This is a genomic window from Kitasatospora sp. NBC_00240, assembly GCF_026342405.1.
In the GTDB taxonomy this organism is placed as follows: domain Bacteria; phylum Actinomycetota; class Actinomycetes; order Streptomycetales; family Streptomycetaceae; genus Kitasatospora.
This window is the reverse complement of sequence record NZ_JAPEMU010000001.1, coordinates 4,345,780-4,369,353: the sequence shown is the minus strand read 5'-3', so window position 1 is coordinate 4,369,353 and position 23,574 is coordinate 4,345,780. Positions and strand designations below refer to the sequence as shown.

Annotated in this window: 21 protein-coding genes; 13 read left to right on the top strand and 8 right to left on the bottom strand. The window is 73.5% G+C overall.

All coding sequences use genetic code 11. The annotated features are described in order from the left end of the window. Window positions 1–155: 155 nt before the first annotated feature. Complete coding sequence (locus tag OG689_RS18385) at window positions 156–1,361, bottom strand: MFS transporter (RefSeq protein WP_266321705.1); 1,206 nt, start codon at window positions 1,359–1,361, stop codon at window positions 156–158. A gap of 398 nt (window positions 1,362–1,759) precedes the next feature. On the opposite strand from OG689_RS18385, the gene OG689_RS18380 reads away from it, so the two are divergent. Continuing rightward, a complete protein-coding gene (locus OG689_RS18380) occupies window positions 1,760–3,103 on the top strand; it encodes a dicarboxylate/amino acid:cation symporter (RefSeq protein WP_266321703.1) in 1,344 nt (447 codons plus the stop codon). 242 nt (window positions 3,104–3,345) lie between these two features. Here the strand turns inward: OG689_RS18380 and OG689_RS18375 are convergent, their stop codons facing one another. Beyond that, window positions 3,346–3,549, bottom strand: a complete 204-nt coding sequence (locus OG689_RS18375) for a cold-shock protein (protein ID WP_057227626.1) — start codon at window positions 3,547–3,549, stop codon at window positions 3,346–3,348. 321 nt (window positions 3,550–3,870) lie between these two features. Between OG689_RS18375 and OG689_RS18370 the strand changes: the two genes are divergently transcribed. The 9 genes from OG689_RS18370 (at window position 3,871) to OG689_RS18330 (ending at window position 13,492) form a co-directional block, all read left to right on the top strand. Next, window positions 3,871–4,764 (top strand): menaquinone biosynthesis protein, encoded by an 894-nt coding sequence (locus tag OG689_RS18370; RefSeq protein WP_266321695.1) that lies wholly within the window; start codon window positions 3,871–3,873, stop codon window positions 4,762–4,764. A gap of 185 nt (window positions 4,765–4,949) precedes the next feature. After that, window positions 4,950–6,695, top strand: coding sequence for a serine/threonine-protein kinase (locus tag OG689_RS18365; RefSeq protein ID WP_266321693.1), 1,746 nt, complete (start codon window positions 4,950–4,952; stop codon window positions 6,693–6,695). A 114-nt stretch (window positions 6,696–6,809) separates the two neighbouring features. Further along, window positions 6,810–8,030 carry a cyclic dehypoxanthinyl futalosine synthase gene (gene mqnC, locus OG689_RS18360; RefSeq protein ID WP_266321691.1) on the top strand — a complete coding sequence of 407 codons (1,221 nt, stop codon included), beginning with the start codon at window positions 6,810–6,812 and terminating at the stop codon, window positions 8,028–8,030. 15 nt (window positions 8,031–8,045) lie between these two features. Then, a complete protein-coding gene (locus OG689_RS18355) occupies window positions 8,046–8,675 on the top strand; it encodes a hypothetical protein (RefSeq protein WP_266321690.1) in 630 nt (209 codons plus the stop codon). A 345-nt stretch (window positions 8,676–9,020) separates the two neighbouring features. Further along, window positions 9,021–9,614, top strand: coding sequence for a hypothetical protein (locus OG689_RS18350; protein ID WP_266321688.1), 594 nt, complete (start codon window positions 9,021–9,023; stop codon window positions 9,612–9,614). 101 nt (window positions 9,615–9,715) lie between these two features. Further along, window positions 9,716–10,408 carry a demethylmenaquinone methyltransferase gene (locus OG689_RS18345; protein WP_266321687.1) on the top strand — a complete coding sequence of 231 codons (693 nt, stop codon included), beginning with the start codon at window positions 9,716–9,718 and terminating at the stop codon, window positions 10,406–10,408. A gap of 169 nt (window positions 10,409–10,577) precedes the next feature. Next, a complete protein-coding gene (locus OG689_RS18340; RefSeq protein WP_266327249.1) occupies window positions 10,578–11,867 on the top strand; it encodes a geranylgeranyl reductase family protein in 1,290 nt (429 codons plus the stop codon). Between the two features lie 132 nt (window positions 11,868–11,999). Further along, window positions 12,000–12,566: a hypothetical protein gene (locus tag OG689_RS18335; protein ID WP_266321685.1), complete on the top strand. Its 567-nt coding sequence runs from the start codon at window positions 12,000–12,002 to the stop codon at window positions 12,564–12,566. A 107-nt stretch (window positions 12,567–12,673) separates the two neighbouring features. Then, a complete protein-coding gene (locus tag OG689_RS18330) occupies window positions 12,674–13,492 on the top strand; it encodes a transglutaminase family protein (protein ID WP_266321683.1) in 819 nt (272 codons plus the stop codon). A gap of 23 nt (window positions 13,493–13,515) precedes the next feature. On the opposite strand, the gene OG689_RS18325 is transcribed toward OG689_RS18330, so the two are convergent. The 4 genes from OG689_RS18325 to OG689_RS18310 all read right to left on the bottom strand — a co-directional run bounded on the left by OG689_RS18325 (window position 13,516) and on the right by OG689_RS18310 (window position 16,966). Beyond that, on the bottom strand, window positions 13,516–13,725 hold the full coding sequence (locus OG689_RS18325; protein ID WP_266321681.1) for a DUF397 domain-containing protein: 210 nt from the start codon (window positions 13,723–13,725) through the stop codon (window positions 13,516–13,518). Window positions 13,726–13,913: 188 nt separating this feature from the next. Further along, the gene (locus tag OG689_RS18320; protein ID WP_266321679.1) at window positions 13,914–14,552 is read right to left on the bottom strand and encodes a GNAT family N-acetyltransferase; all 639 of its coding nucleotides are present in this window, start codon (window positions 14,550–14,552) and stop codon (window positions 13,914–13,916) included. Between the two features lie 153 nt (window positions 14,553–14,705). Further along, entirely contained in the window at window positions 14,706–15,095 is a 390-nt protein-coding gene (locus OG689_RS18315; RefSeq protein ID WP_266321677.1) for a hypothetical protein, read from the bottom strand. A 341-nt stretch (window positions 15,096–15,436) separates the two neighbouring features. Next, a complete protein-coding gene (locus OG689_RS18310; protein ID WP_266321675.1) occupies window positions 15,437–16,966 on the bottom strand; it encodes an MFS transporter in 1,530 nt (509 codons plus the stop codon). 136 nt (window positions 16,967–17,102) lie between these two features. On the opposite strand from OG689_RS18310, the gene OG689_RS18305 reads away from it, so the two are divergent. Continuing rightward, window positions 17,103–18,128 carry an AsnC family transcriptional regulator gene (locus OG689_RS18305; RefSeq protein WP_266321673.1) on the top strand — a complete coding sequence of 342 codons (1,026 nt, stop codon included), beginning with the start codon at window positions 17,103–17,105 and terminating at the stop codon, window positions 18,126–18,128. A 246-nt stretch (window positions 18,129–18,374) separates the two neighbouring features. Further along, a complete protein-coding gene (locus tag OG689_RS18300; protein ID WP_266321671.1) occupies window positions 18,375–21,164 on the top strand; it encodes a PKD domain-containing protein in 2,790 nt (929 codons plus the stop codon). 82 nt (window positions 21,165–21,246) lie between these two features. Here the strand turns inward: OG689_RS18300 and OG689_RS18295 are convergent, their stop codons facing one another. After that, on the bottom strand, window positions 21,247–21,945 hold the full coding sequence (locus tag OG689_RS18295; protein ID WP_266321670.1) for a peptidylprolyl isomerase: 699 nt from the start codon (window positions 21,943–21,945) through the stop codon (window positions 21,247–21,249). Between the two features lie 135 nt (window positions 21,946–22,080). Between OG689_RS18295 and OG689_RS18290 the strand changes: the two genes are divergently transcribed. Beyond that, the gene (locus OG689_RS18290) at window positions 22,081–22,644 is read left to right on the top strand and encodes a GNAT family N-acetyltransferase (protein WP_266321668.1); all 564 of its coding nucleotides are present in this window, start codon (window positions 22,081–22,083) and stop codon (window positions 22,642–22,644) included. 24 nt (window positions 22,645–22,668) lie between these two features. On the opposite strand, the gene OG689_RS18285 is transcribed toward OG689_RS18290, so the two are convergent. Beyond that, window positions 22,669–23,406 (bottom strand): DUF2278 family protein, encoded by a 738-nt coding sequence (locus OG689_RS18285; RefSeq protein ID WP_266321666.1) that lies wholly within the window; start codon window positions 23,404–23,406, stop codon window positions 22,669–22,671. Window positions 23,407–23,574 lie beyond the last annotated feature (168 nt).

Sequence of the window (23,574 nt, the reverse complement as noted above, 5' to 3'; positions counted from 1 at the left end):
CCACGCGTGCCGCACACGGGGACAAGTGTTCGCACACGGCTGTCACAAAGCTGCGACAACTTCACCTGCTCAACCATCATCCCCGGCCGTACCGGTGACGGCACCTCACGGTGCCCGCCGGGCAGCCCTGCCCCGGCCCGCGGGACGGCCCGGGCTCAGCCCACCGGGACGGGCCGCGCGAGCACCGGCGCGGGCGCCGGCCGGAACCAGCCCCGGGCGCCGAACAGCAGCAGCCCGCCGAGCCCGATCCCGCCGACGGCGCAGAGCGCGACCGCCCGCAGCGAGGTGTCCACCAGTGCCCCCGAGACCGCGTAGCCGAGCGCGTTGCCGGTCGCGAAGAGGGTGATCAGCCAGGCGAAGGCCTCGGTGACCGTGCCGGCCGGCGCCAGTTCCGCGATCAGCACGAAGGCGGCCGCCAGCAGCGGGGCCAGTCCGATGCCGGAGAGCAGCGCCAGCGCGCAGAACGCCGCCGGGCCGGGGAGCAGCAGCAGCGGCAGGTAGGCGGCGGCCATCCCGAGGGCCATCACCCAGGTCCGGGTGGCGGTGCCGCTGCGCCACTTGACCGCGCCGTACACCAGCGCGCCGGCCAGCCCTCCGACGGCGGCCAGGGCGAGCAGCGTGCCCGCGCCGCCGGGGACGCCGCTGTGCTGCTCGGCGTACGCGATGAAGAGCACGTTCTGCGAGCCGACCGTCCAGCCGGCGCCGGCCAGGCCGATCAGGAGCAGGACCAGGCCCGGCGAGCGCAGCGGGCCGAGCAGCCCGGCGGACTGCGCGCGCGGCGGGGCCTGCCAGGCGCGGGCGGGCGCCGCGGTGGCGACCACCAGGGCGCCGGCCAGGCCGAGCCCGGCGGCGGTCCAGAGGGCGGTGACCGGGCTGAAGGCGGCGGCGATGCCGGCCACCGCGAGCGGTCCGGCGACGTAGAGGATCTGCTGGGCGGCGGAGTCGAAGGCGTACGCGGTGTCCAGCTGCTCCTCGTCGACCACGGCGGGCCACAGGGCGCGCAGGCACGGCTCCAGCGGGGGCATGGCGAGGCCGGCGACGGCGGCGCCGACGGTGGCGGCGACGGGGGAACCCGGGGCGAGGGCGAGCAGGGCGTACCCGAGCCCGGCGACCACGGCGGCGCTGAGCAGCACCCGGGGCTGTCCGGTGCGGTCGACGATCCGGCCGAGGACGGGCCCGCCGACGGCGGCGGCGATCGCGTACGCGGCGGTGGCCAGGCCGATCCGGCCGTACGGGGCGCCGGCGTCGCGCAGGGCGAGGGCGATCACGAGGGCGGTCATGCCGGCCGGGAGGCGCCCGAGCAGGGTGCCGAGCAGGAGTCGGGTGACGTGCGGGGCACGGAGCAGGGCGAGGTAGCCCATGGGGGCGGGTCTCCGGTGGGCAGGGGGCAGTAGGACAGTCCTCAAAGTTATACGTATAACCGGACGGGGTCAATCGAGCGGTCGAGGGTGGATGTGATGGGGCGTCAGCTTGGTTCGTGCCCGCATCTCAAACATGTGCTTTGAACATCTCAAAGCTTTACTGCTAACGTTCCGCTCATGACCACCACAGGCGCACCCCGAATGCAGGGCCAGGGCTCGATGCCCGCGGCCGGCATGCGCCTGTCCGGTGCTGTGGACGGCCCGCGCGCCTGTCGCGCCGGCAGCTGTATCTAGGCGGCACGCCCCGAGGCACCTCCCCGAGGTGCCGGCTCCGCGCCGTGCCGCCTCCCCGTCTCCCCCTCCCCGTTCAGCACTCCCTCTCCCGGAGCCGCACCGCCATGTCCGCAGCGCCCGACGTCACCGCGTCGCCCTCCCTGCTCTCCCGAGTCCGGACGACCCCCTTCTGGGTCCAGATCGTCGCCGGCCTCGTGCTCGGCGTCGCCCTCGGCTACCTCGCCCGGACCGCCGACATCTCCTGGCTGGCCACCACCCTGGAGACCATCGGCCGGATCTTCGTCCAGCTGCTCAAGCTGGCCGTCCCGCCGCTCGTCTTCACCGCGATCGTGGTGAGCGTCGCCAACCTGCGCAACGTCACCAACGCCGCCCGGCTGGCCGGCCGCACCCTGCTCTGGTTCCTGATCACCTCGCTGATCGCCGTCGCGATCGGCCTGGGCCTGGGCCTGCTCACCAACCCCGGCCAGGGCACCGACCTCTCCACCGAGGGCCTGAAGGCGCCCAAGTCCTCCGGCACCTGGGTCGACTTCCTGACCGGGATCGTCCCGACCAACATCGTCACCTCCTTCACCGAGGTGAACGTCCTGCAGATCGTCTTCCTGGCGGTCGTGGTCGGCGCCGCGATCATCAAGCTCGGCGACAAGGCCGCCCCGGTCCTCAAGCTCAACGAGACCGTCCTGGAGCTCACCCAGACCGCCCTGTGGTGGGTCATCCGGCTCTCCCCGCTCGGCACCCTCGGCCTGATCGGCAAGTCCGTCGCCAAGTACGGCTGGGACCTGCTGAAGCCCTTCGCCACCCTCACCGTGGACGTCTACGTCGGCTGCGCCCTGGTGCTGTTCGTGGTCTACTCCCTGCTCCTGAAGTTCGTCGGCGGCCTCAACCCGCTCAACTTCTTCAAGGGCGCCTGGCCCGCCATCCAGCTGGCCTTCGTCTCCCGCTCCTCGGTCGGCACCCTGCCGGTCACCCGCCGCGTCACCGAGCGCCTCGGCGTCCCGAGCGACTACGCCAGCTTCGCCGTCCCGTTCGGGGCGACCACCAAGATGGACGGTTGCGCCGCGATCTACCCCTCGCTGGCCGCGATCTTCGTCGCCCAGGTCTACGGCATCCACCTCGGCATCGGTGACTACCTGCTGATCGCCTTCGTCTCGGTGATCGGCTCCGCCGCCACCGCCGGTCTGACCGGCGCCATCGTGATGCTGACCCTGACCCTCTCCACCCTGGGCCTGCCCCTGGAGGGCGTCGGTCTGCTGCTGGCCATCGACCCGATCCTGGACATGGTCAGGACCGCCACGAACGTGGCCGGTCAGGCGGTCGTGCCGATCCTGGTGGCGGCCCGCGAGAAGACCCTCGACCTGGTGGCCTACAACAACCCGACCGGCGACCTGTACGACGAGACCCCGGTCTCCGTCCCGGCCCAGGCCGGCGAGAAGGTGCCCGCCGCGGCCTGACCGGCCCCGGCGCCCCGCCCGTCACGGCCCGCGAGCCCGTTCCCCACCGGGGAGCGGGCTCGCGGGCCGTCGGCCGTCCGGGGCGCCGTCCGGGGCGCTGTCCGGGCAAGAGGCAGGGGGCCCGCCGCGTCCAGGACGTGGCGAGCCCCCTTGGGTGCTGCTCGTTGTGCTCATGGTGGCGGCAGTGAGGGCCACCGTCGGACCCAGTCGGGTCCCGAGCGATCAGATCATCATGAGGATGGTCAGATAGCGGTGACGTTCTCCGCCTGCGGGCCCTTCGGGCCCTGAGTGACGTCGAAGCTGACCGCCTGGTTCTCCTCCAGCGAGCGGAAACCGTTCGCGTTGATGGCGGAGTAGTGGACGAAGACGTCGGGGCCGCCGCCCTCCTGGGCGATGAAGCCGAAGCCCTTCTCAGCGTTGAACCACTTGACGGTTCCCTGAGCCATGCCGTTCTCCTTGCGAGGGACGTATTGGGTGCCACACCGCGTGGCACCCGGTCCGCTGCGCTGATCGCCCCGCCTCCGGAGTGGGTCCGGAGTTTTTCGATATTGCTGAAAAACTACAAAAAGCCCGCGGTTACATGCTCCGCAGGCTTCAAGTACTGCAAGGGGAATCAAACTGCAACTGAGGGCAACGCTAGCACGCAGGCGTGGTGGCGACCAGGGGTGACTCGAGGTGCGGACAGGGCGTGTCGGGCGGCCGGTGAAGGCTCCGGGGAGCCCCGGGCATACCCTGCGGGGAGAGTACGAACGGCAGAGGAGCGAGCAGTGGCAGTGCGGGATGGGAGTGCCCCGGCAACGCCGGCTACGCCGGTCAGGCCCCGGGTCGGACATATTCAGTTCCTGAACTGCCTGCCCCTCTACTGGGGCCTGGCGCGGACCGGCAACCTGCTCGATCTGGACCTCACCAAGGACACCCCGGAGAAGCTCAGCGACCTGCTGGTGGCCGGCTCGCTGGACGTCGGCCCGATCACCTGCGTCGAGTACCTCCGGCACGCGGACGAACTGGTGGTGCTGCCCGACATCGCGGTCGGCAGCGACGGGCCGGTGATGTCCTGCGTGATCGTGAGCAAGGTGCCGCTCGCCGAGCTGGACGGCCGCAAGGTCGCGCTCGGCTCCACCAGCCGCACCTCGGTCCGGCTGGCCCAGCTGCTGCTGGCGGAGCGCGAGGGCGTCCGGCCCGAGTACTTCAGCAGCCCGCCGGACCTGGACGCGATGCTCGCCCGGGCCGACGCCGCCGTCCTGATCGGCGACCCCGCGCTGCGGGCCTCGCTGGAGCAGGCGCCCTCGCAGGGGCTGGCGGTGCACGACCTCGGCGAGATGTGGAAGGAGTGGACCGGCCTGCCCTTCGTCTTCGCGGTGTGGGCGGCCCGCCGGGACTTCGTGGAGAGCCGGCCGGAGGCGGTCGCCGCCGTCCACCGGGCCTTCCTGGAGTCCCGCGACCTCTCGCTGGCCGAGGCCGGCCAGGTCGCCGAGCAGGCGGCCCGCTGGGAGGAGTTCGACGCCGAGCTGCTGGAGCGCTACTTCACCGAGGCCCTCGACTACTCGCTCGGCGAGCGCCAGCTCGCGGGCATCGCCGAGTTCGCCCGCCGGGTCGGCCACGACAGCGGCTTCGCCCCCGACGTCGCGGTCCGCCTGCTGGAGCCCGTCCCCACCGCCTGAACCTCCCGCCGCCCGCCTCCCGCCGCCCGCCGCCCGCCGCCCGCCGCCCGCCGCCCGCCGCCCGCCGCCCCCGCCCCGCCGGCCCGTGCCCGCCGGACGGCCCCGGCCGTGCCGCCGGCGACGGCACGGGGCCCCGCCACCGGTACCGTCGTGCTGTCGGCCGGCCGTTGAGGGGAGCGCGGGGGATGGAACCACTGGGATCTGACGATCCGGCACGGATCGGCGAGTACCGGCTGCTGCGGCGGCTCGGCGCCGGCGGCATGGGCCGGGTCTACCTGGGTCGCACCGCCGGCGGCCGGACGGTGGCCGTCAAGGTGGTGCGCGGCGAGCTGGCCGAGGACCCGGAGTTCCGCGCCCGGTTCCGCCAGGAGGTCGCGGCGGCCCGGCTGGTCGGCGGCGCCTGGACGGCCCCCGTGCTGGACGCCGACACCGAGGGCGCCCACCCCTGGGTCGCCACCGGCTACGTCGCGGGCCCGGCGCTCGGCGCCGCCGTCCGGGACTTCGGCCCGCTGCCCGCGGCGGCCGTCCGGGCGATGGGCGCCGGCCTGGCCGAGGCGCTGGCGCACGTCCACGCCCAGGGACTGGTGCACCGGGACGTCAAACCGTCGAACGTGCTGCTCACGCTGGACGGGCCGCGCCTGATCGACTTCGGTATCGCCCGGGCGCTGGACGCCGCGGCCGGGCTCACCCAGTCCGGCTTCGTGGTCGGCTCGCCCGGCTACATGTCGCCCGAACAGGCCCGGGGCGCGGTGGCTGGTCCGCCCAGCGACGTCTTCTCGCTCGGTGCGGTGCTCGCGTACGCGGCCACCGGCGCGGCGCCGTTCGGCGACGGGGTGAGCGCGGCCGTCCTGCTCTACCGGGTGCTGCACGAGGAGCCCGAGCTGGGCGGGCTCGACGCCGGGCTGCACGCGATCGTCCGGGACTGCCTGGCCAAGGACCCGGCGGTCCGGCCGTCCCCCGAGCGGCTCCGCGAGCTGCTGGCGGGCGTCGGGGGCGGCACCGTCCGGCTGCGGCAGGCGGCCTGGCTGCCGCCGGCGGTGGCGGAGGCCGTCGGACGGAGTGCGGTCGAGCTGCTGGAGCTGGACTCCGAGGCGCCGGCCGGAGCCGCGCCGGCGGCCGGCCCGGTACCGGTGGACGCGCTGCCGACGGACCACCGGCCGGCCGACACGCCGCCAGGAGTCGTGCCGCCGGCTCCCGCACAGCCGGGCGCCGTACCGGCGGGGGCCGTGCCGGGGGCGGCACCGACGGGCGACGGGACGGGCACCGGACCGTCCGCGGACCGGCCCGCCGACGGGAAGGCCAGGCGGACGGCGCTGCTGGTGGCCCTCGCCGTGCTGGCCGCACCGCTGCTGGTCTACGGCGGCATCAAGCTCCGCGACGCCACGGACGGCGGCACCCCCCTGGGCGACGGGACGCCCACCACGACCACCCGGGTGACCACCGGCGTCACCTCCTTCACCACCAGCTGGTCGACCTCCTGGACCAGCGGGCCGAGCCCCTCTGCCCCGGCCGGCAGCCTGCCGCCGCCCTCGTCGGGCGGCCCCTCCGCGGGCAGCCCGGCCCCCGGCGGGCCGAGCGCCGTGCCGGCGAGCTTCCTGGGCGGCTGGGAGGGGGAGATCACCACCAAGATCGTCCCGCTGCCCAGCACCTTCCGGGTCGAGTTCGTGGCCGGCGCGGTCGGCCAGGTGGTCGCCCGCACCAGCAACGCCTCGCACTTCAGCAGCACCGTCTGCCGCGGCAACGGCACCCTGGTGTCGGCCGAACCCCGCACGCTGGTGATCCAGGAGGCCCCCGCCGAGAACACCCCGGAGTGCACCGGACAGCCCGAGCGGCAGACCTACACCCTCGCCGCGGACGGCCGCCTGCACCTGGAGGTGACCGGCGCCGCGATGGGCTCCGACCCGTCCGGCGACCTGTCGCACAAGGGCTGACAGGGCGCCGGAAACCTCTGGCGTAGGCTGGTCGGGTCGTCCCCGGTGCGGTGCAGTACCGCGCCTTCCAGCAGTACTGCAGCGCAGTACCACCGAGAGAGAGAAGGCCGCCAGGTGTCCGAGCTCGCAGCGATCCTCGACGCGCCCAGCACCGACCTGCAGGCCGTCCTCGACCGGGCGGCCGCCGGCGGCAGGATCAGCCCCGAGGAGGCCTTGGCGCTGTACCGCTCGGCGCCGCTGCACGCGCTGGGCTCGGCGGCCGACGCCGTCCGCCGCCGCCGCTACGCCGGTACCGAGCACATCGCGACGTACATCATCGAACGCAACATCAACTACACCAACGTCTGTGTGACGGCGTGCAAGTTCTGCGCCTTCTACGTGGCGCCCAAGAGCGACAAGGGCTGGTCCCGCGACCTCGACGAGATCCTGCGCCGCTGCGCGGAGACGGTCGAGCTGGGCGGCACCCAGATCATGTTCCAGGGCGGCCACCACCCGGACTACGGCGTCGAGTACTACGAGACGGCGTTCGCCGCCATCAAGGCGGACTTCCCGCAGCTGGTGATCCACTCGCTGGGCGCCTCCGAGGTCGAGCACATGGCCCGGATCTCGAAGGTCTCCGTGGAGGAGGCCATCACCCGGATCCACCGGGCGGGCCTGGACTCCTTCGCCGGCGCCGGTGCCGAGCTGCTGCCCGAGCGGCCGCGCAAGGCGATCGCCCCGCTCAAGGAGTCCGGCGAGCGCTGGCTGGAGATTATGGAGACCTCCCACAAGCTGGGTGTCGAGTCCACCTCCACCATGCTGATGGGCACCGGCGAGACCAACGCCGAGCGGATCGAGCACCTGCGGATGATCCGGGACGTGCAGGACCGCACGGGCGGCTTCCGGGCCTTCATCCCGTACACCTACCAGCCGCAGAACAACCACCTCAAGGGCTCCACCCAGGCCACCGTCTTCGAGTACCTCCGGATGATCGCCATCGCCCGGCTCTTCCTCGACAACGTGGCCCACATCCAGGGCTCGTGGCTGACCACGGGCAAGGAGGCCGGCCAGCTGTCGCTGCACTACGGCGCCGACGACCTGGGCTCGGTCATGCTGGAGGAGAACGTCGTCTCGGCGGCCGGTGCCAAGCACCGCTCCAACCTCACCGAGCTGATCCACCTGATCCGGGCCGCCGACCGCACCCCCGCGCAGCGCTCCACCACGTACGAGCACCTGCGGGTGCTGGACGACCCGGCGAACGACCCGGTGGACCCGCGGGTCGCCTCGCACATCGCCTCCACCGCGATCGAGGGCGGCACGGCGCACCCCGAGCTGAAGATCCTCTCCAGCAACTGACCCGGACCCGTACCGATGCTGACCCTGCACCGGGCCACCCTGCTGCTGCCCGCCCCGGCGGACCTCACCGCCCCGCCGATCGCCGACGGGGCGGTGGTGGTGCAGGGCGACCGGATCGCGGGCCTCGGCCCGTACCGGGAGCTGGCCGCCGCCTTCCCGGCCGCCCGCACCCGGGAGTGGGGCGGGCTGCTGACGCCCGGTCTGCGCAACCTGTACGGCCACTGGCTGCTGGAGTGCGCCTACCACCCGGACCCGCGCGAGGAGATCGGCAGTGAGCCGCTGCACGGTCCGGAGCTGGCGCGGCTGGGCCTGGACGACGTCCGGTGGGGCGCCAGCGCCCGGCGCGGGCTGCAGCGGATGCTCGGGCACGGCGTCACGGCGGTGGCCGGCCCGTTCGAACGCGCCTCGGTGCGGACCGCGGTCACCCGGTCGGGCCTGCTGGCCCTGCCGGGTGACGGTGCGCGGGGCCCGCTGGACCCGCTCGGAGCCGAGTCCGGACTCCCGCTCGCCGAGGCCGCCCACGGCTCGCTGACGATCGGTGGGCGAGCCGATCTCACCTTGCTGGAGCTCGACGCCGACGGAAGTCGGACGGGCGGCTGCCTCGCCACCGTGCTGGCCGGCCGGCTGCTGCACCGGCGCCGCTGAGCCCCGCCGCCCGGTCGTCCCGACCCCTGCCGCCCGGCCGTCCCGACCGGGTGTCCCGGCCCGGGCCGTGGGGTGCCGGGCGGGGCACTGTCGCAGGTGCCGGGTGCGGGCCGCCGTCGAAAGCCCCGCAGAATCCTCCGAGAACCTTCGCAATCCGGCCGGAACCTTCGCGAACGCCCTAACTCCGCTGCGGGCCGGAGCCTCTGATTCCTCCTTCGCCGTGACCTGAGGGCCCGCCAGCGGATACGATCCCGGACAGCTCACTCCGTACCCTCACCACACCACCCGGCCCCGGGTGGCAGGGGCCCGTCCCAGGCCCCGTTCAGGCAAGCCAGGACAGGAACCATGCGACCCGCGACCGTCCTCCCGCCGCGTTCCCCGCGGTTGGGCCGTGGTTGGTATCTCGCGGCGGTGCTCAGCGCCGTGCTGGCCGTCGGCATGTGCCTGCTCGGCTGGCGCCAGGCCGAACAGGCCGACCGGATCGGCGCCAACCCGGTCCAGGTGCAGGGCACGGTCACCCAGCTCTCCACCGGCAGCGGCTCCTACAGTTCGGTCACCTACCGGGCCGGCGGCCAGCAGCACACCGCCGCCGCCCTGCCGTTGCAGGACTCCGTCGCGGTCGGCGACTCCGTCTGCCTGGAGCACGCCGCCGACGACCCGGCCGCCGTCCGCCTCTGCGGCGACACCTACCCGCAGCCGGCCGGCGTCGGACTGGCCCGCGCCAGCGTGCCGGTCGCCGTGGTGCTGTTCCTGCTCTGCGTCCTGCGGATCGTCCGCCACCGCCGGGCCCGGGCCGCCCAGGCCGCCCGCTTCGGCGGCGGCCGGGTCCGCACCACGGTCGCCTTCGCGACCGAGGCGCTGGCCGACGGCATGCCGGCGATAACCCACGGCAAGCGCTCCCGGCGCCGCCGCAAGGGCGGCCGGCGGGCCCTGCACTGAGCCCCGGCAGGCCCGGCGCCGACCGGCCCCCGCCGGGGCGGCCGGGCGCCGCGGGGCGACCCCTGGCCAGGCCTGTCGGCGGGAGGGTGAACAATGGGTGCGTGACCCGAGCCTCTCTGGACAAGCAGCCGCACGAAGTCGCCGCGATGTTCGACGACGTCGCGGCCAAGTACGACCGTACGAACGATGTGCTCTCGCTCGGCCAGGCCCGCGCCTGGCGGCGGGCGGTGGCCGAGGCCGTCGGCGCCGAGCGGGGCGACACCATCCTCGACCTCGGGGCCGGCACCGGTACCTCCTCGCTGCCGTTCCTGGAGTCCGGCGCCAGGGTCGTGCCCTGCGACTTCTCCGTCGGGATGCTCAGCGAGGGCAAGCGCCGCCACCCCGAACTGCCGCTCACCGCCGGCGACGCCACCAGGCTGCCGTTCGCGGACGCTTCCTTCGACGCCGTGACGATCTCCTTCGCGCTGCGCAACGTGCAGGACACCGGCGCGGCGCTGAGCGAGATGCAGCGGGTCACCAAGCCCGGCGGAAAGATCGTCATCTGCGAGTTCTCCACCCCGACCTGGACGCCCTTCCGGACGGTCTACACCGAGTACCTGATGCGGGCGCTGCCGCCGGTCGCCACCGCGGTCAGCAGCAACCCGGACGCGTACGTCTACCTCGCCGAGTCGATCCGCGCCTGGCCCGACCAGCCCGGGCTGGCCACCCTGCTGCAGGAGGCCGGCTGGTCGAAGGTCGCCTGGCGCAACCTCACCGGTGGCATCGTGGCGCTGCACCGGGGCTTCAAGGCCTGAGGCCCGGCCCTTTCCGGCGCGGCGGGAACGATCCGGCGCGGCGGGAACGATCCGGCGCCGCCCTCCGGACCCCACCGGAGGGCGGCAACTAGACTGCGAGGGCCAGGCAGCCCGAGCCACCGTCGCAGTTCCCAGGAGAGTGCCCGCCGTGACCGACACCGCAGCCGATCTGACGAAGCCGGACAGCCCCGTGGAGAGCACGGCGGACGTCATCGTGGTCGGCGCCGGGCCGGCAGGCTCCACCACCGCGTACTACCTGGCCCAGGCCGGCCTGGACGTCCTGCTGCTGGAGAAGACCGAGTTCCCGCGCGAGAAGGTCTGCGGCGACGGCCTCACCCCACGCGCCACCAAGCAGCTCGTCGACATGGGCATCGACGTCTCCACCGACAACGGCTGGCTGCACAACAAGGGCCTGCGGATCATCGGCGGCGGCGTCCGGCTGGAGCTGGACTGGCCCGAGCTGTCGTCGTTCCCCGACTACGGCCTGGTCCGCAAGCGGGCCGACTTCGACGAGCTGCTGGTCCGTCAGGCCGAGAAGGCCGGCGCCCGGCTCTACGAGCGCTGCAACGTCAGCGGGCCGGTCCTGGACGAGCGCACCGGCCGGATCGTCGGCGTCACCGCCAAGCTCGGCGAGGACAAGCGCGCCGCCACCTTCCGCGCCCCGCTGGTGGTCGCCGCCGACGGCAACTCCACCCGGCTCTCCCTCGCGATGGGCCTGCACCGCCGCGAGGACCGCCCGATGGGCGTCGCCTACCGGACGTACTTCACCTCGCCCCGCCACGACGACGACTACCTGGAGTCGTGGCTGGAGCTGTGGGACACCCGCAACGGCGGCAAGCAGCAGCTGCCCGGCTACGGCTGGGTCTTCGGCATGGGCGACGGCACCTCCAACGTCGGCCTCGGCATTCTCAACTCCTCGCCCGCCTTCGGTGAGCTGGACTGGCGCGAGGTGCTCAAGGCCTGGTGCGCCGGCATGCCGGAGGAGTGGGGCTACACGCCGGAGAACATGACCGACCCGATCCGCGGCGCCGCCCTCCCGATGGCCTTCAACCGGCAGCCGCACTACACCCGCGGCCTGCTGCTGGTCGGCGACGCCGGCGGCATGGTCAACCCGTTCAACGGCGAGGGCATCGCCTATGCGATGGAATCCGGCCAGCTCGCCGCCGGCGTCATCGCCCAGGCCCACGCCCGCCTCACCCCGGCCGGCCGCGAGCGCGCCCTGGAGGCCTACCCCCGCGTCCTCAAGGACGTCTACGGCGGCTACTACACGCTCGGCCGGGCCTTCGTGAAGCTGATCGGCAACCCGAAGATCATGCAGCTCGCCACCCAGCGCGGCCTGACCCACCCGATGCTGATGAAGTTCACCCTCAAGATGCTCGCCAACCTGACGGACCCGCAGGGCGGCGACGCGATGGACCGCATCATCAACGGCCTGGCGAAGGTCGCGCCGAACGCCTGACGACGGGCCCGGGTGCCGCTGCCGGTCGGCGGCGGCACCTCCGGGCAAGGCCGGTGGCGGCACCTCCGGGCATGGCCGGGCAGGGTCGGGCGGGGCTTGGCAGCGGGTCGGGTACCGGGCAGACTCGCCCGGATGGAGGCGATACCGCTCGACCACGGGGACATCCGGTGGGTCTTCCCGGACGCCGGCCAGCAGCAACTCGCCGCGTTCCGGCCGATTCTGGCCGCGGTGGACGCCCGGATCAGGCTGTTGGCCGCCCGGTTGGGTACGGAGCCGGGCGGAACCGCCGACGAGCACGGCGGGGCGACCGGAGGCGGGCTGTGGTTCCGCCGGGTGGAGGGGATCCACCTCGCCGGTGTCTTCGGCCGGGTCGGGACGCCCGCGCTCTCCTGGACGGTGGGGCTGTACGTCCCGCGCCGCTGCAGCTGGGACATCACCCCCGGGCCGCCGTGGGAGGTCCACGCCGAGGTTCTGGCCGACTGCGGGCGCGACGACTGCCGCAGCGACCACTCGGAGGAGATGGACGGCTGGATCCACGAGTCCCCGTCGGACGCGGTCGCCGGCCTGCTGGAGGCCGCCGACTGGCTCCTCGCCCGGCAGGCGGACGGGACGGGGGCCAGGGTCGGGGCGCACCACGATCGGACCGGGGACGGGGACGGCAGGCCGCCCGGTGAGGTCCACAGGGACACCGCCGGCTGAGCGGCCGCACCGGCCGGCGGATCTCCGATGTGGTTGAACGTGTTCAATTTTCCTGTCATGGTAGGTGTCGCCAAGCACAGCGGACGCTGGACGAAAGGTCGTCGGCCATGACGAGCTCGCTTCTCCGACCGCGGGGCCGCTCGCGCGCCCTGACCACCGACCGGGCCGAATCCGCCGGGCGCGCGGTGACCGGGAGCACGGCGCCCACGCGGATCCTCGACCTGCGGCACCCGCTCATCGCCGAACTGGCCCGCCGCATCGAGATGCCCACGGCCCCCGGGGTCACCGCCGGCCCGGCCGGGCAGCTGGCGGCCCTGCGCCGGGCCCACCGCCTGATCGCCACCGCCGTCCGCCCGGTGTACTCCGTGCAGGACGAACGGCCGGCCTCCAAGGTGCTCCGCCTCGGGCGCGGCTCCTGCAGCCAGCGGCTGGCCGTACTGGAGTCCGTCGCCCGGGCCGCCGGAGTGCCCACCCGGGTCCGCGGCCTGCTGGTGGACGGCGTCTTCTGGCACCCGCGCTTCCCCCGGCTGCACCAGCTCGTCCCGGACCGGATCCTGCTGGCCTGGCCCGAGTTCCACCTGCCCGGCCTGTCGCCGCTCGGCCACCCCACCGCGCCCTGGCTGCCCGTCTCCGAACTCTTCGGCGGCCTCGACGAACTCGGCGAGCGACCCGGCGGCCGCTTCACCAACTCCGGCGCCGAGACCCTCTTCGACGCACTCGCCAGGACGGCCGTCGACTGGGACGGCGCAACCGCCTGCCCGGCCGCCGGCCCCGGCTCGACCTGCGACCTCTCCGCCTACGTCCTCGCCGACCTCGGCCACCACGACTCCCGCGACGACCTCTTCGCCCGCCACGGCCAGGCCCTCTGCGGGGCGGCCCGCCTGATCGCCGAACCCGTGCTGGGCCGATGGTCGGCGGGGGCCTGATCCGGTACGGCGCTGAGGCCGGATCAGCCGGCGTCGTCGCAGAAGTGGTCGAACTCGCCGCGCTTGACCCCTTCGAGCCAGAGCGCGAACTTCTTCGGTGTGGTGACGACCACGGACCCTGGATCGTCCGACTCCCGGATCTCGATCATCCCGTCAGCGTTCTGTGCGACCTCGACCGAGTTCCCACCGTCCTGGGTACTGCTCGACGACTTCTGCCAGCGTTGCTCCAGCATCTCTACCTTCCCAGTTCCAGGCTGTGCTTGACGTGTTGCACCACGCCCCAGGAGTCCCGGGCCGAGTCCGGTTGCGCGGATTTGCCTGCATTGCCCGGCGGAGGCGCCAGTTTGCGTGGGGGGAAGAGGGTGTGGTGTCACCTCGTCGTGGCACGCGACTGAGGCCCGGTGGGCGTGCGGGCCGGCCCTCAGTCGCTCGCGGCCCGGTAGATGAAGCCCGCGAGCGGCGCCCGGACGGTCCACCCCAGCGACTCGTACAGGGCGCGGCCCTCGATCGTGGCGCCGAGGATGCCGGTGCCGGCGCCCTGGTCGAGGGCGGTGTTGCCGAGGCTGCGCATCACCACCGTGCCCAGGCCCCGGCGCTGGTGGGCGGGCTCGGTCTCCACCTGGTCGACGACGGCGCTGGCGCCGGTGGGGGCGATCTGGCCGCGGGCGGCGAGGGAGCCGTCGGGGGCGAGGATCCGGACCCGGGTGACGCCCTGGGCGGTGTCGCTGCTGAGGGTGTAGCCGTCGGGTGCGTGGACGGGGGCCGGGCGGAGGTCGGCGGCCATCAGGAAGCCGGGGATGTCCTCGGCCCAGTCCTGGGGGGAGAGGTGGGGGGCTATCGTCCCCGGTTCGACGAAGGCCTTGATCCAGGTGGTGGGGGCGGTGATGGCCCTGGCCAGTTCGCGGACGGTGTTCGCGTCGGTGTCGAACAGGACGTGCCTGGTCACCTGCTTGGGGTGGCCGACCTCGATCCGCAGGCCCCAGGGTTCCGCGACCGGTGCGGCCGTCGCCCGGGAGGCGACCCAGCCCGCCACCCATGCCCGTGCCAGTTCCGACGCCATCCCGATCACCTCATGTAATAGGCCAGAAACGTATTGGCAGCTTACATCGCGGGGGGCGGGCTGGGGTATGGAAAGGGGAGAAGGGCTCCGCCCCCGAGCGGGTTGAGGCGCGATCCGCTCCGGCCTCCGGCCTGCGGGTGGCCGGGCCGGCCGTCAGGCGACCGTGGGCCAGGAGGGCGGCGAGGACCGGTACCAGGACGCGACACAGGTGCCGTCCGCGCCGGGGCGGGGCGGGTTGGTGGCTCTGATCCGTACGGTGTGGGCCTCGGTGCCGAGGAAGGCGAGGGTGCGGGTCTCGCCTGTCCTGATCAGGTGCTGCGCTATCCGGCGGCGGCCGGCCGGGGAGAGGAACTCCCGGAACGTCGCCTGGTCCTGTGCGGAGAGGGGGAGGTCGCGCAGCGACCGGCCCAGGGCGTCGAGTGCGAGGTCGAGCCGGGGGTAGGTGGCCGCTCTGGTCAGACCCTTGATCTCGACGGTGGCGAGGCCGATGTAGTCCTTCGGCTGACGGTCGGCCAGGGGGCTGTCGGGATCACTGAAGGGCATGGTGGTGCACTACCTCGCATCGGGGCGCCGGGGCGGCTTCATGGGCCCACGCTAGCGCTGCGACTGCCGGGGGTCACGGGTGGTATTGCGTGAGATGTGTCGGAATCCGGCCCATTGCTCTCCAGGTCCGGTCGTCCGGCGGGGGCAACTCTGCTTCCTGTCGGCCGCCATGACCGTCGCGCAGGTACGAGGTGGGTCCGGGGGACGGCCTGGTCGGCGGCCCGTGCCGCCGGAATCCCGGGGGGCGTCGGCGCGGTGGCGCGCACCCCGGAACGGAACGGCCCGAGGGGGCGTGAGCAACCGCTCACGCCCCCTCGGGCTTCGTCCTCCCGCCCGGCGACCTACAGCTGCACGCCCTCCCGTGCCGCCGTGGCCTGCGCCGGTACCCCGGCGGTGGCGCGGGCGGGCGGCGTCGACGGGGTGCGGACCAGCAGCAGCACGGCCACCCCGCCCAGCAGGCCCAGCACGCCCGACACCAGGAAGGTGTCCCGCAGGCCGTCCGCGAAGGCCGCGTGCACCAGGTGCGCGGACTGCGGCGCCCGGGCGATCACGCCGGCGGCCCCGCCGCCGGTCAGCGCGTCCGCGACGCCCTGCGGATCGGCCACCGTGTGCGAGGACCGGATCGAGTCCAGCAGCCCGGCCTGGAAGACCGCGCCGAGGACGGCGATGCCCAGCGCGTTGCCCAGCTGGCGGGCGGTGTTCAGGGCGCCGCCCGCCATCCCGGCCCGGGCCGGCGGCACCGCGGCCATCGCGGCGGCGGCCATCGCCGGGGTCGCCAGCCCGACGCCCGCGCCGGTCACGGCCAGGCCGGCCGCCAGCGCCGCCCAGGTCGAGCCCGCGCCGATCACCATCTGCAGCAGCGCGCCGACGCCGATCAGCAGCAGCCCGCCGCCGATGGTCAGCCGGGGCGACGCGCCGTGCAGCTTCTTGCCGGCGATCGCGGCCGCCACGAAGGCCACCACGCTCATCGGCAGCATCGCCAGACCGGCCGTGACCGGGCCCATGCCGCGGACGGTCTGCAGCCAGAGCGAGGAGTACACCAGGTAGGAGAAGGCCGCGACGGAGAGCAGCAGGCCGCCCGTCATGATGCCGACGAAGGCCGGGCTGCGGAACAGCGCGAGGTCCAGCATCGGGCGGCTGCTGCGCAGTTCGGCGACGACGAAGGCGAGCAGCGACAGCGCGCCGATCGCGAACAGGCCGAGCGTGGTGGTGGAGGTCCAGCCGTTGTCGCCGACCCGGATCAGCGCGTACGTCAGGGCGCCGGCGAAGAGCGTGAAGGTGACCATGCCCGGCAGGTCGACGCCGCTCGCCCGCGGGTTGCGGGACTCCTTCACCACCCGCAGGGTGACCAGCACCGCCAGCACGCTGACCGGCAGGTTGACGTAGAAGATCCAGCGCCAGTCGAGGTGCTCGGTGAGCAGGCCGCCCAGCACCGGGCCGGCCGCCGCCGCGGCGCCGTTGACCGCGCCCCAGACACCGAACGCGATGCCCCGGTCCTTGCCCTGGTAGGCGCCGCTGAGCAGGGCCATCGTGGTGGCGAACATCGCGGCGCCGCCCACGCCCTGCAGCCCGCGGAAGGTGATCAGCATGGCCGGCCCGGTGGCCAGGCCGCAGGCCAGCGAGGCCAGCGCGAACAGGCCGAGACCGGCCAGGTACACCTTGCGGCGCCCGATCAGGTCGGCGAGCGAGCCGGCTCCCAGCAGCAGGGCGGCCAGCGCCAGCGCGTAGACGTCCATCACCCACTGCAGGTCGGCGAAGGTGGTATGCAGGCTGGTGGCCATGTCCGGCAGGGCGACGGTCACGATGGTGACGTCCACCAGCAGCATGAACGCACCCAGGCAGACCGCTGTCAGCGGTAGCCACTTACGCATCGGGGTCTCCTCGGTGATCGCGCCGGGCACCCCTGCCCGACTGCTCCGAAGATGGCATCGGCTGCGCGGATCTATCCATCCAGCCCGCCCCGTCCGGTGGATTCCGACGCCGGACCGCGCTGCGATGATGGAAACCATGAAGAACGAGGAGCCCGTCGTCGGCCTGGACGACCTCGACCGGGCGATCGTCCAGGCCCTGATGGTGGACGGCCGGGCCGCCTTCAGCCGGATCGCCGAGGTGCTGGGCGTCTCCGACCAGACGGTGATCCGCCGCTACCGGCGGCTGCGCACCGCCGGGGTGCTGCGGGTGCTGGGGCTGCCGGTCGGCCACCGGGTCGGCCTGTACGAGTCCTGGCTGCGGATCCAGTGCACCCCCGACGCGGCCGTCGCGGTCGCCGACGCGCTGGCCCGCCGCCCGGACATCGCCTGGGTGACGCTGGTGGCGGGTGGCACCGAGATCCACTGCATCACCAGGGCCAGGACCAAGCAGGACCGCGACTCCCTGCTGCTGCAGAAGCTCCCCGGCACCCGCCGGGTCACCGGGATCTCCGCGTACAGCATCCTGCGGACGTACGTCGGCGGCCCCCGGCGCTGGGGCGGGGTGGACGTCCTGACGGCCGAGCAGCTCGCCGCGCTGGAGCGCCCGGCGCCCCCCGAGCAGGGCGGCCGGATCGAGCTGGACGAGGCGGAGCTGGCGATGCTCGGGGTGCTGGGCACCGACGGCCGGGCCGGCTACCCGGAGCTGGCCCGGGCGGCCGGGCTCTCCGAGTCGACCGCCCGCCGCCGGCTGGACCAGCTGCGGGACGTCGGCGCGATCTACTTCGACGTGGAGGTGGACGCGGCGCTGTTCGGCTTCCGCACCCAGGCGCTGCTGCTCGCCACCGTCGCCCCGGCCGACCTGGCCACCGTGGGCGCCGCGCTCGACAGCCACCCCGAGGTGCCCTTCGCGGCCGCCATCACCGGGGCGGCCAACCTGCTGGCGGTCGTGATCTGCCAGGACAACGAGGCGCTGTACGAGTACCTCACCGAGCGGATCGGCGCGCTCCCGCAGGTGCGCCAGGTGGAGCTGATCACGGTGATCCGGACGGTGAAGCGGGCCGGGATGCTGGTGGACGGCTCCCGCCTGGTCGACCCGCCCGGACCCGGCCGTCCGGAGGTCTGAGGGGTCGGCGGACCGGGCGTCACCGACCTTCCGGGTCCGGGGAGTTCGGGCTCGACAGCGGTGCCGAACCAGTGATCGAATACGCTTCGGATCTTCGCATCATCACCTGATCCCCCCGATCTCTCCGCCGGTGCCGACACCCGCCCCCTCCCCAGCCCGGCCGCCCCGGCCGTGTGCCGGCACCCGGGGGCGGGTCGGTCGCGCCGAGACGGCCGGAGTCCACTTCCCTTCAGGAGGAAGCACCCCGTGCGCCTACATCCCGCCGTCGGCCTCACCGTCGCGGCCCTCACGGCCGTGCTCGGCCTACCCGTCCCGGCGGCGGCCGCCGACGTGACCACCCTGTACGTCCGGACGGGCCCGGGCTGCTCGGACGGTGGAGTGGGTACCAGCGCCGTCCCCTACTGCACCATCGGCGCGGCCGCCGCGGTCGTCGAGCCGGGCCAGACCGTGCTGATCGCCGCGGGCCGGTACGCGGAGCAGCTGAACATCTCCCGCTCCGGGACGCCAGGACACCCGATCACCTTTCTGGGCGACTACCCGAGCCGGCCCGGCAATCTGCCCCAGGTCGTGGTCGGCACCTCGGTGCCCGGCGCCACGATCGCCGTGAACGGGGTCCACGACGTCGTCCTCGGCGGCATGCGGCTGCGGCCCAACCAGGGCGGCGTGGCCGTGACCGACTCCTCGGCGATCACGGTGGACCGGATGTTCGTCTCCGGTCCGGAGAACGCGCCGATCACCACCCCCGCGGTGGCGCTCTCCGGCGCGACCAGTGATGTCACCATCAGCCGGAACAGCTTCGTCTGCACGGGCGGCGTCGCCGTCGGAGCGGGCGTCCGGCGGGCGCTGGTGACGACCAACGAGATCGACGGCTCCGCCGAGGCGGCGATCCGGGTGACCGACGCACCCGGTACCGCCGTCACCCACAACACGTTGTCCGGCAACCGCGGGCCCGGCATCGTGCTGGCCGGCGACTCCGGCGACGCGGTGGTCAAGAACAACGTGCTTACCTCGAACGGCGCGGACGCGGCCTGGTCCGGCCTGGAGCTGTCGGCGTCGGAGGCCTCGACCCGGGGCACCGGGGCCGACTACAACTCCGTCCACCAGAGCGGACAGGCCGCGTACGAGTGGGCGGGCACGCGCCACACCCTCGCGGCCTTCCCCGCCGCCACCGGCCAGGGAGTCCACGACACCGACGTCACGGTCGCCTTCCCCGGCACGCACAGCACGTACAGCCCGCTCTACGAAGGGTCCCCGGCGATCGACTCGGCCGATCCGTCGGCCCCCGGAGCACTCGGCACCGACCTGCTCGGGCGTCCGGCCGTTGACGACCCGAAGGCCGCGAACACCGGACCTCAGGGCGGCGTCCGTGACCGGGGTGCGTACGAGTTCCAGGGCATCTGGTCGGTCCGGGTCCGGCCGGACCTCGACCAGGGCCCCTACCCGCTGACCGTCGACACCACGGTCGACACCGACGACTCCTGGGGCACGACCCTCACCTACACCTACGACTTCGGTGACGGCACCCCGCAGGTGGTCAGCACCGACCCGCGGGTGGCGCACACCTTCACCGCCAAGGGCGACTACTCGTTCCTCGTGACCGTCACCGACGCCCTCGGCCGACGGCTGACCAGCATCCCCGCCTCCGAGGGCGGGGACGGGGCCAGGATCAGTGTCCGAGACCCCGGCCCGCTGCTTCCGGCCCTGACCGTCGCGGCGCCCGGGCCGAATCCGCAGCGCGGCTTCGACGCGACCGGCAGCACCTCCCCGTGGAAGGTCACGAAGTACACGCTCGACCCGGGCGACGGGACGCCGGCCGTCAGCCAGGACCACGGGAGCTTCGACCACGTCTACACCGCGGCGGGCACGTACACCGCCACCCTGACGGTGACGGACCAGGCCGGGCGGACGGCGAGCACCACGGCGGCCGTCACCACCGGGTACACCCCGGCGGGATTCGTGCCCGTCGCACCGCACCGCCTGCTGGACACCCGGGAGCCCATGATGGGCCGTCCGTGGCCGCTGGGCCCCGGTGAGAGCCGGGTGATCGGGATGAACGCCCCGGCGGGCGCCACCGCCGGCGTCATCAACGTCACGGCCACCAACGCCGGCACCGACACCCACATCGACGTCCGGCCTTGGCAGGGGAAGCCGACCGGGACCTCCAACCTGAACGTCGGCCCCGGGCAGACCGTCGCCAACCTGGTGACCGTCCCGCTCGACAGCAACGGCGGTTACTTCGAGGTCAGCAACAACGCCGGCGCCGTGGACGTGATCATCGACTTCTTCGGCTACTACAAGCCGGACGCCGCCGACCGGTTCACCCCGCTGACGCCGGTCCGGCTGCTCGACACCCGCCAGGGTGCCGGGGCCAAGGTCGGGCCCGCCTCCTCGGTCTCGCTGCAGGTCACCGGCGCCGGTGGTGTCCCGGCCGGCGCGCACGCGGTGGTCCTCAACGTGACCGCGACCGAACCGACCGACACCGGCTACCTCGCGGTCCGCCCGAGCGGCCAGGACGGCCGGCCGAGCACCTCGAACCTGAACTTCCGTCCGGGGCAGACCGTCCCGAACCAGGTGATCGTGCCGCTCGGCCCGGACGGCGCGGTGACCGTCTTCAACAACTCGGGCGCCACCCACGTCATCGCGGACGTCGCCGGGTACTACAGCTCCGACGGCAGGGGTCTGTTCACCCCGGTCGCACCCGTGCGGCTGCAGGACACCCGAACCGCCGGCGGTCCGGTGCCGGCCTACGGCAGCAGGTCCGTCCAGGTGGGCGGCGCGGCGGGCGTTCCCGCCGACGTCGTCGCCGGGGTGTTCAACCTCACCGTGACCGGCGCGGGCGCCGACGGCCATGTCATCGGCCATCCGGACGGCTCGGCCGTCCCGGGCACCAGCAGCGTCAACTTCACCGCCGGGGGCACCGCCTCCGACCACGCGCAGCTGCCGCTCGGCGCGAACGGGCGGCTCGACCTGGTCAATCGGTCCGCCGGCGGCGTGCAGCTGATCACCGACCTGTTCGGGTACTTCACCAACGCCTGACCTGCGCCCCGAAGGACCGTCCCCGCGAACGCGCCTCGCGGGGACGGTCCTTCGGGGCGCCCGGTGCGTGCGGCCCCGGCGGTCAGCGGTTGCCGATCCGTACCCGCTTGAAGTCCACCGGCAGGGTGGGGAAGCCGTCGCCCGGGCCGTTCTGGTCGTCCTCGCCGCCGGCCGCGATCCGCTGCAGGACGTCCATCCCGCCGGTCACCCGGCCGAAGGGGGTGTAGGCGGGGGAGAGCTTGGTGTCCTTCCAGACGAAGAAGAACTGGCTGCCGTTGGTGTTCGGCCCGGCGTTGGCCATCGCCACCGTGCCGGCCGGGTAGGTGGCGCCGTCCAGGTTCTCGTCCGGGAAGGAGTAGCCGGGCCCGCCACTGCCGGTGCCGGTCGGGTCGCCGCACTGCAGCACCCACAGGCGCTGGGTGGTCAGCCGGTGGCAGTGGGTGCGGTCGAAGTAGTCGTGCTCGGCGAGGAAGCGGAACGAGAAGGTGGTGCAGGGGGCCTTGTCGGTCAGGGCCTGGAAGGTGATGGTGCCCTGCGAGGTCTTCAGCGTGGCGGTGTAGGGCTTGGCGGCCTTCTTGGCGTCGAAGACCGGGATGCCCTTGAAGTTGTCGGCCGGGACGGCCGGGGTGTACGTGCAGGTGACGGCGGGCGCGGGGCCCTGGTCCGGGGTCTCGGCGGCGGCGCCGGTGGTCACGGCCAGTGGGAGGATGGTCGCTGCGACGAGCAGCGCCCAGTGTTTGCGCTTCACGTGACGGGCCTTCCTGGACGGAATGGTTGTCATGGCTGCATCATCCATGCCCGCCCCGGGCCCTGTCATGCGACCCCCTCCGGTACCGTTCCCCGACCGCCGCCCGACCCGCCGCCGCGGCGGCAAATCCCTTGGACAGCGCAAGCCTTGGCCTGGTCCGATGGTGCGATGACCTCATTCTGGACCGGGAAGCGCGTCCGCCTGCGCGGAATCGAACCCGAGGACTGGCAGACCTTCCAACGGTTCGACGACCACTCCGAGCACCAGCGGTCGGTGGACGCGATCCACCCGCCCCGCTCGGCCGAGTGCTACCGGGCCTGGACGGCCGAACGCACCACCGCCACCCCCCTCGACAACCGGTTCCAACTGGCCGTCGAGGAGCTGCGCAGCGGCGAACTGGTCGGCGCGCTGTCCACCGACGCCACCGACCTGCGGGCCGGCCGCTTCCGCTACGGCATCGGCATCGGGGCCGACCACCACCGCCGGGGGTACGCCGCCGACGCCGTCGTCCTGCTGCTCCGGTTCATGTTCGGGGAGCGGCGCTTCCACAAGTGCGAGGCCGGTGTCTACGCCTTCAACGACGCCTCGCTCGCCCTGCACCGCCGGCTCGGCTTCACCGAGGAGGGCCGGCTGCGCGACCACGAGTACTTCGCCGGCCGACACCACGACCTGGTGGTGATGGGGATGACCGCCCAGGAGTTCGCCCAGCGGCACCCGTTCGAGGAGCTCTGAGCGCCGGGCGGTCCCCGGGCGGGTTCAGGGCAGCTTCGGGTTCCCGTGCTCGTCGGTCGAGAGCGTCTGGGTGTTGAACTTCAGCTGCCAGACGACGATCCGGCCGTCCGGATGCTCGCAGACCACCGCGCCGTCCTGCCAGATCCCGTTGGCGGCGTAGTGGTCGCCGGGCGGGTCGCCCTGGTTCTGGTGCACGTCGTGGACCCCGAGCCCCTGGTCGAAGGCCTGCCCGAACACGTAGATCCGGCTCGCGGCGCGCAGGTGCGGCTCCAGCACGTCCAGCGCGTTGTCGCCGTTGCTCGCGATCCAGGGGAAGAACCGGATGCCGATCCCGCGCCCGGCCAGCCAGCCGCCGATCAGGTCCACCAGGTCGGGGCCGAAGGCGGGCGCGCCGATCGCCGGCCGCTGGAGGGTGCGGGCGAGCGCCCGGCCCGCCGTCCTGGCCCGGACCACCCAGAGCCGGTTGCGCAGCTGCGGGCTGCGGGCGTAGTCCAGCGCCCCCGAGCCGGGGTTCGAGTCCAGCGGGTGGAACCCGTCCGGCAGCGCCCGGACGGTCGCCAGGTCGGCGGCGCGCAGATCGTCCACCAGCCGGTAGCTGACCCCGGTGACGGCCGGGGCGTCCACGTCCAGCGCCGCCTCGTACACCCCCTGGGGCGTGTTCAGCCGGACGTGGCCGTGGTACCAGTGCCCGTACTCGTGGGACGGGTCCCGGTGGAACTCGTCGAACGTCCCGATGGTCACGCCGTAGTGCGCCAGCGGCATGTCTCTCCTCCTCGGCGGCCGAAATGATCACAGCAGCCCCCAGAGTTCCGCCCCCGGGCCCGCACCGCCAGCCACCGAACGGGTGCCGTCCGGCCGGGGCCGGGCCCGCGCCGCTGCCGGCCGGGCCTCCGCGGCCGGGCGAACTCGCTGGTCGGCGAGGTCCGGATG

Excerpts from the sequence above, each read along its gene's own strand:
- OG689_RS18385 (WP_266321705.1), bottom strand. The coding sequence starts at position 1,361 with ATGGGCTACCTCGCCCTGCTCCGTGCCCCGCACGTCACCCGACTCCTG.
- OG689_RS18380 (WP_266321703.1), top strand. The coding sequence starts at position 1,760 with ATGTCCGCAGCGCCCGACGTCACCGCGTCGCCCTCCCTGCTCTCCCGA.
- OG689_RS18375 (WP_057227626.1), bottom strand. The coding sequence starts at position 3,549 with ATGGCTCAGGGAACCGTCAAGTGGTTCAACGCTGAGAAGGGCTTCGGC.
- OG689_RS18365 (WP_266321693.1), top strand. The coding sequence starts at position 4,950 with ATGGAACCACTGGGATCTGACGATCCGGCACGGATCGGCGAGTACCGG.
- OG689_RS18355 (WP_266321690.1), top strand. The coding sequence starts at position 8,046 with ATGCTGACCCTGCACCGGGCCACCCTGCTGCTGCCCGCCCCGGCGGAC.
- OG689_RS18350 (WP_266321688.1), top strand. The coding sequence starts at position 9,021 with ATGCGACCCGCGACCGTCCTCCCGCCGCGTTCCCCGCGGTTGGGCCGT.
- OG689_RS18335 (WP_266321685.1), top strand. The coding sequence starts at position 12,000 with ATGGAGGCGATACCGCTCGACCACGGGGACATCCGGTGGGTCTTCCCG.
- OG689_RS18330 (WP_266321683.1), top strand. The coding sequence starts at position 12,674 with ATGACGAGCTCGCTTCTCCGACCGCGGGGCCGCTCGCGCGCCCTGACC.
- OG689_RS18325 (WP_266321681.1), bottom strand. The coding sequence starts at position 13,725 with ATGCTGGAGCAACGCTGGCAGAAGTCGTCGAGCAGTACCCAGGACGGT.
- OG689_RS18320 (WP_266321679.1), bottom strand. The coding sequence starts at position 14,552 with ATGGCGTCGGAACTGGCACGGGCATGGGTGGCGGGCTGGGTCGCCTCC.
- OG689_RS18315 (WP_266321677.1), bottom strand. The coding sequence starts at position 15,095 with ATGCCCTTCAGTGATCCCGACAGCCCCCTGGCCGACCGTCAGCCGAAG.
- OG689_RS18310 (WP_266321675.1), bottom strand. The coding sequence starts at position 16,966 with ATGCGTAAGTGGCTACCGCTGACAGCGGTCTGCCTGGGTGCGTTCATG.
- OG689_RS18305 (WP_266321673.1), top strand. The coding sequence starts at position 17,103 with ATGAAGAACGAGGAGCCCGTCGTCGGCCTGGACGACCTCGACCGGGCG.
- OG689_RS18295 (WP_266321670.1), bottom strand. The coding sequence starts at position 21,945 with ATGACAACCATTCCGTCCAGGAAGGCCCGTCACGTGAAGCGCAAACAC.
- OG689_RS18290 (WP_266321668.1), top strand. The coding sequence starts at position 22,081 with ATGACCTCATTCTGGACCGGGAAGCGCGTCCGCCTGCGCGGAATCGAA.
- OG689_RS18285 (WP_266321666.1), bottom strand. The coding sequence starts at position 23,406 with ATGCCGCTGGCGCACTACGGCGTGACCATCGGGACGTTCGACGAGTTC.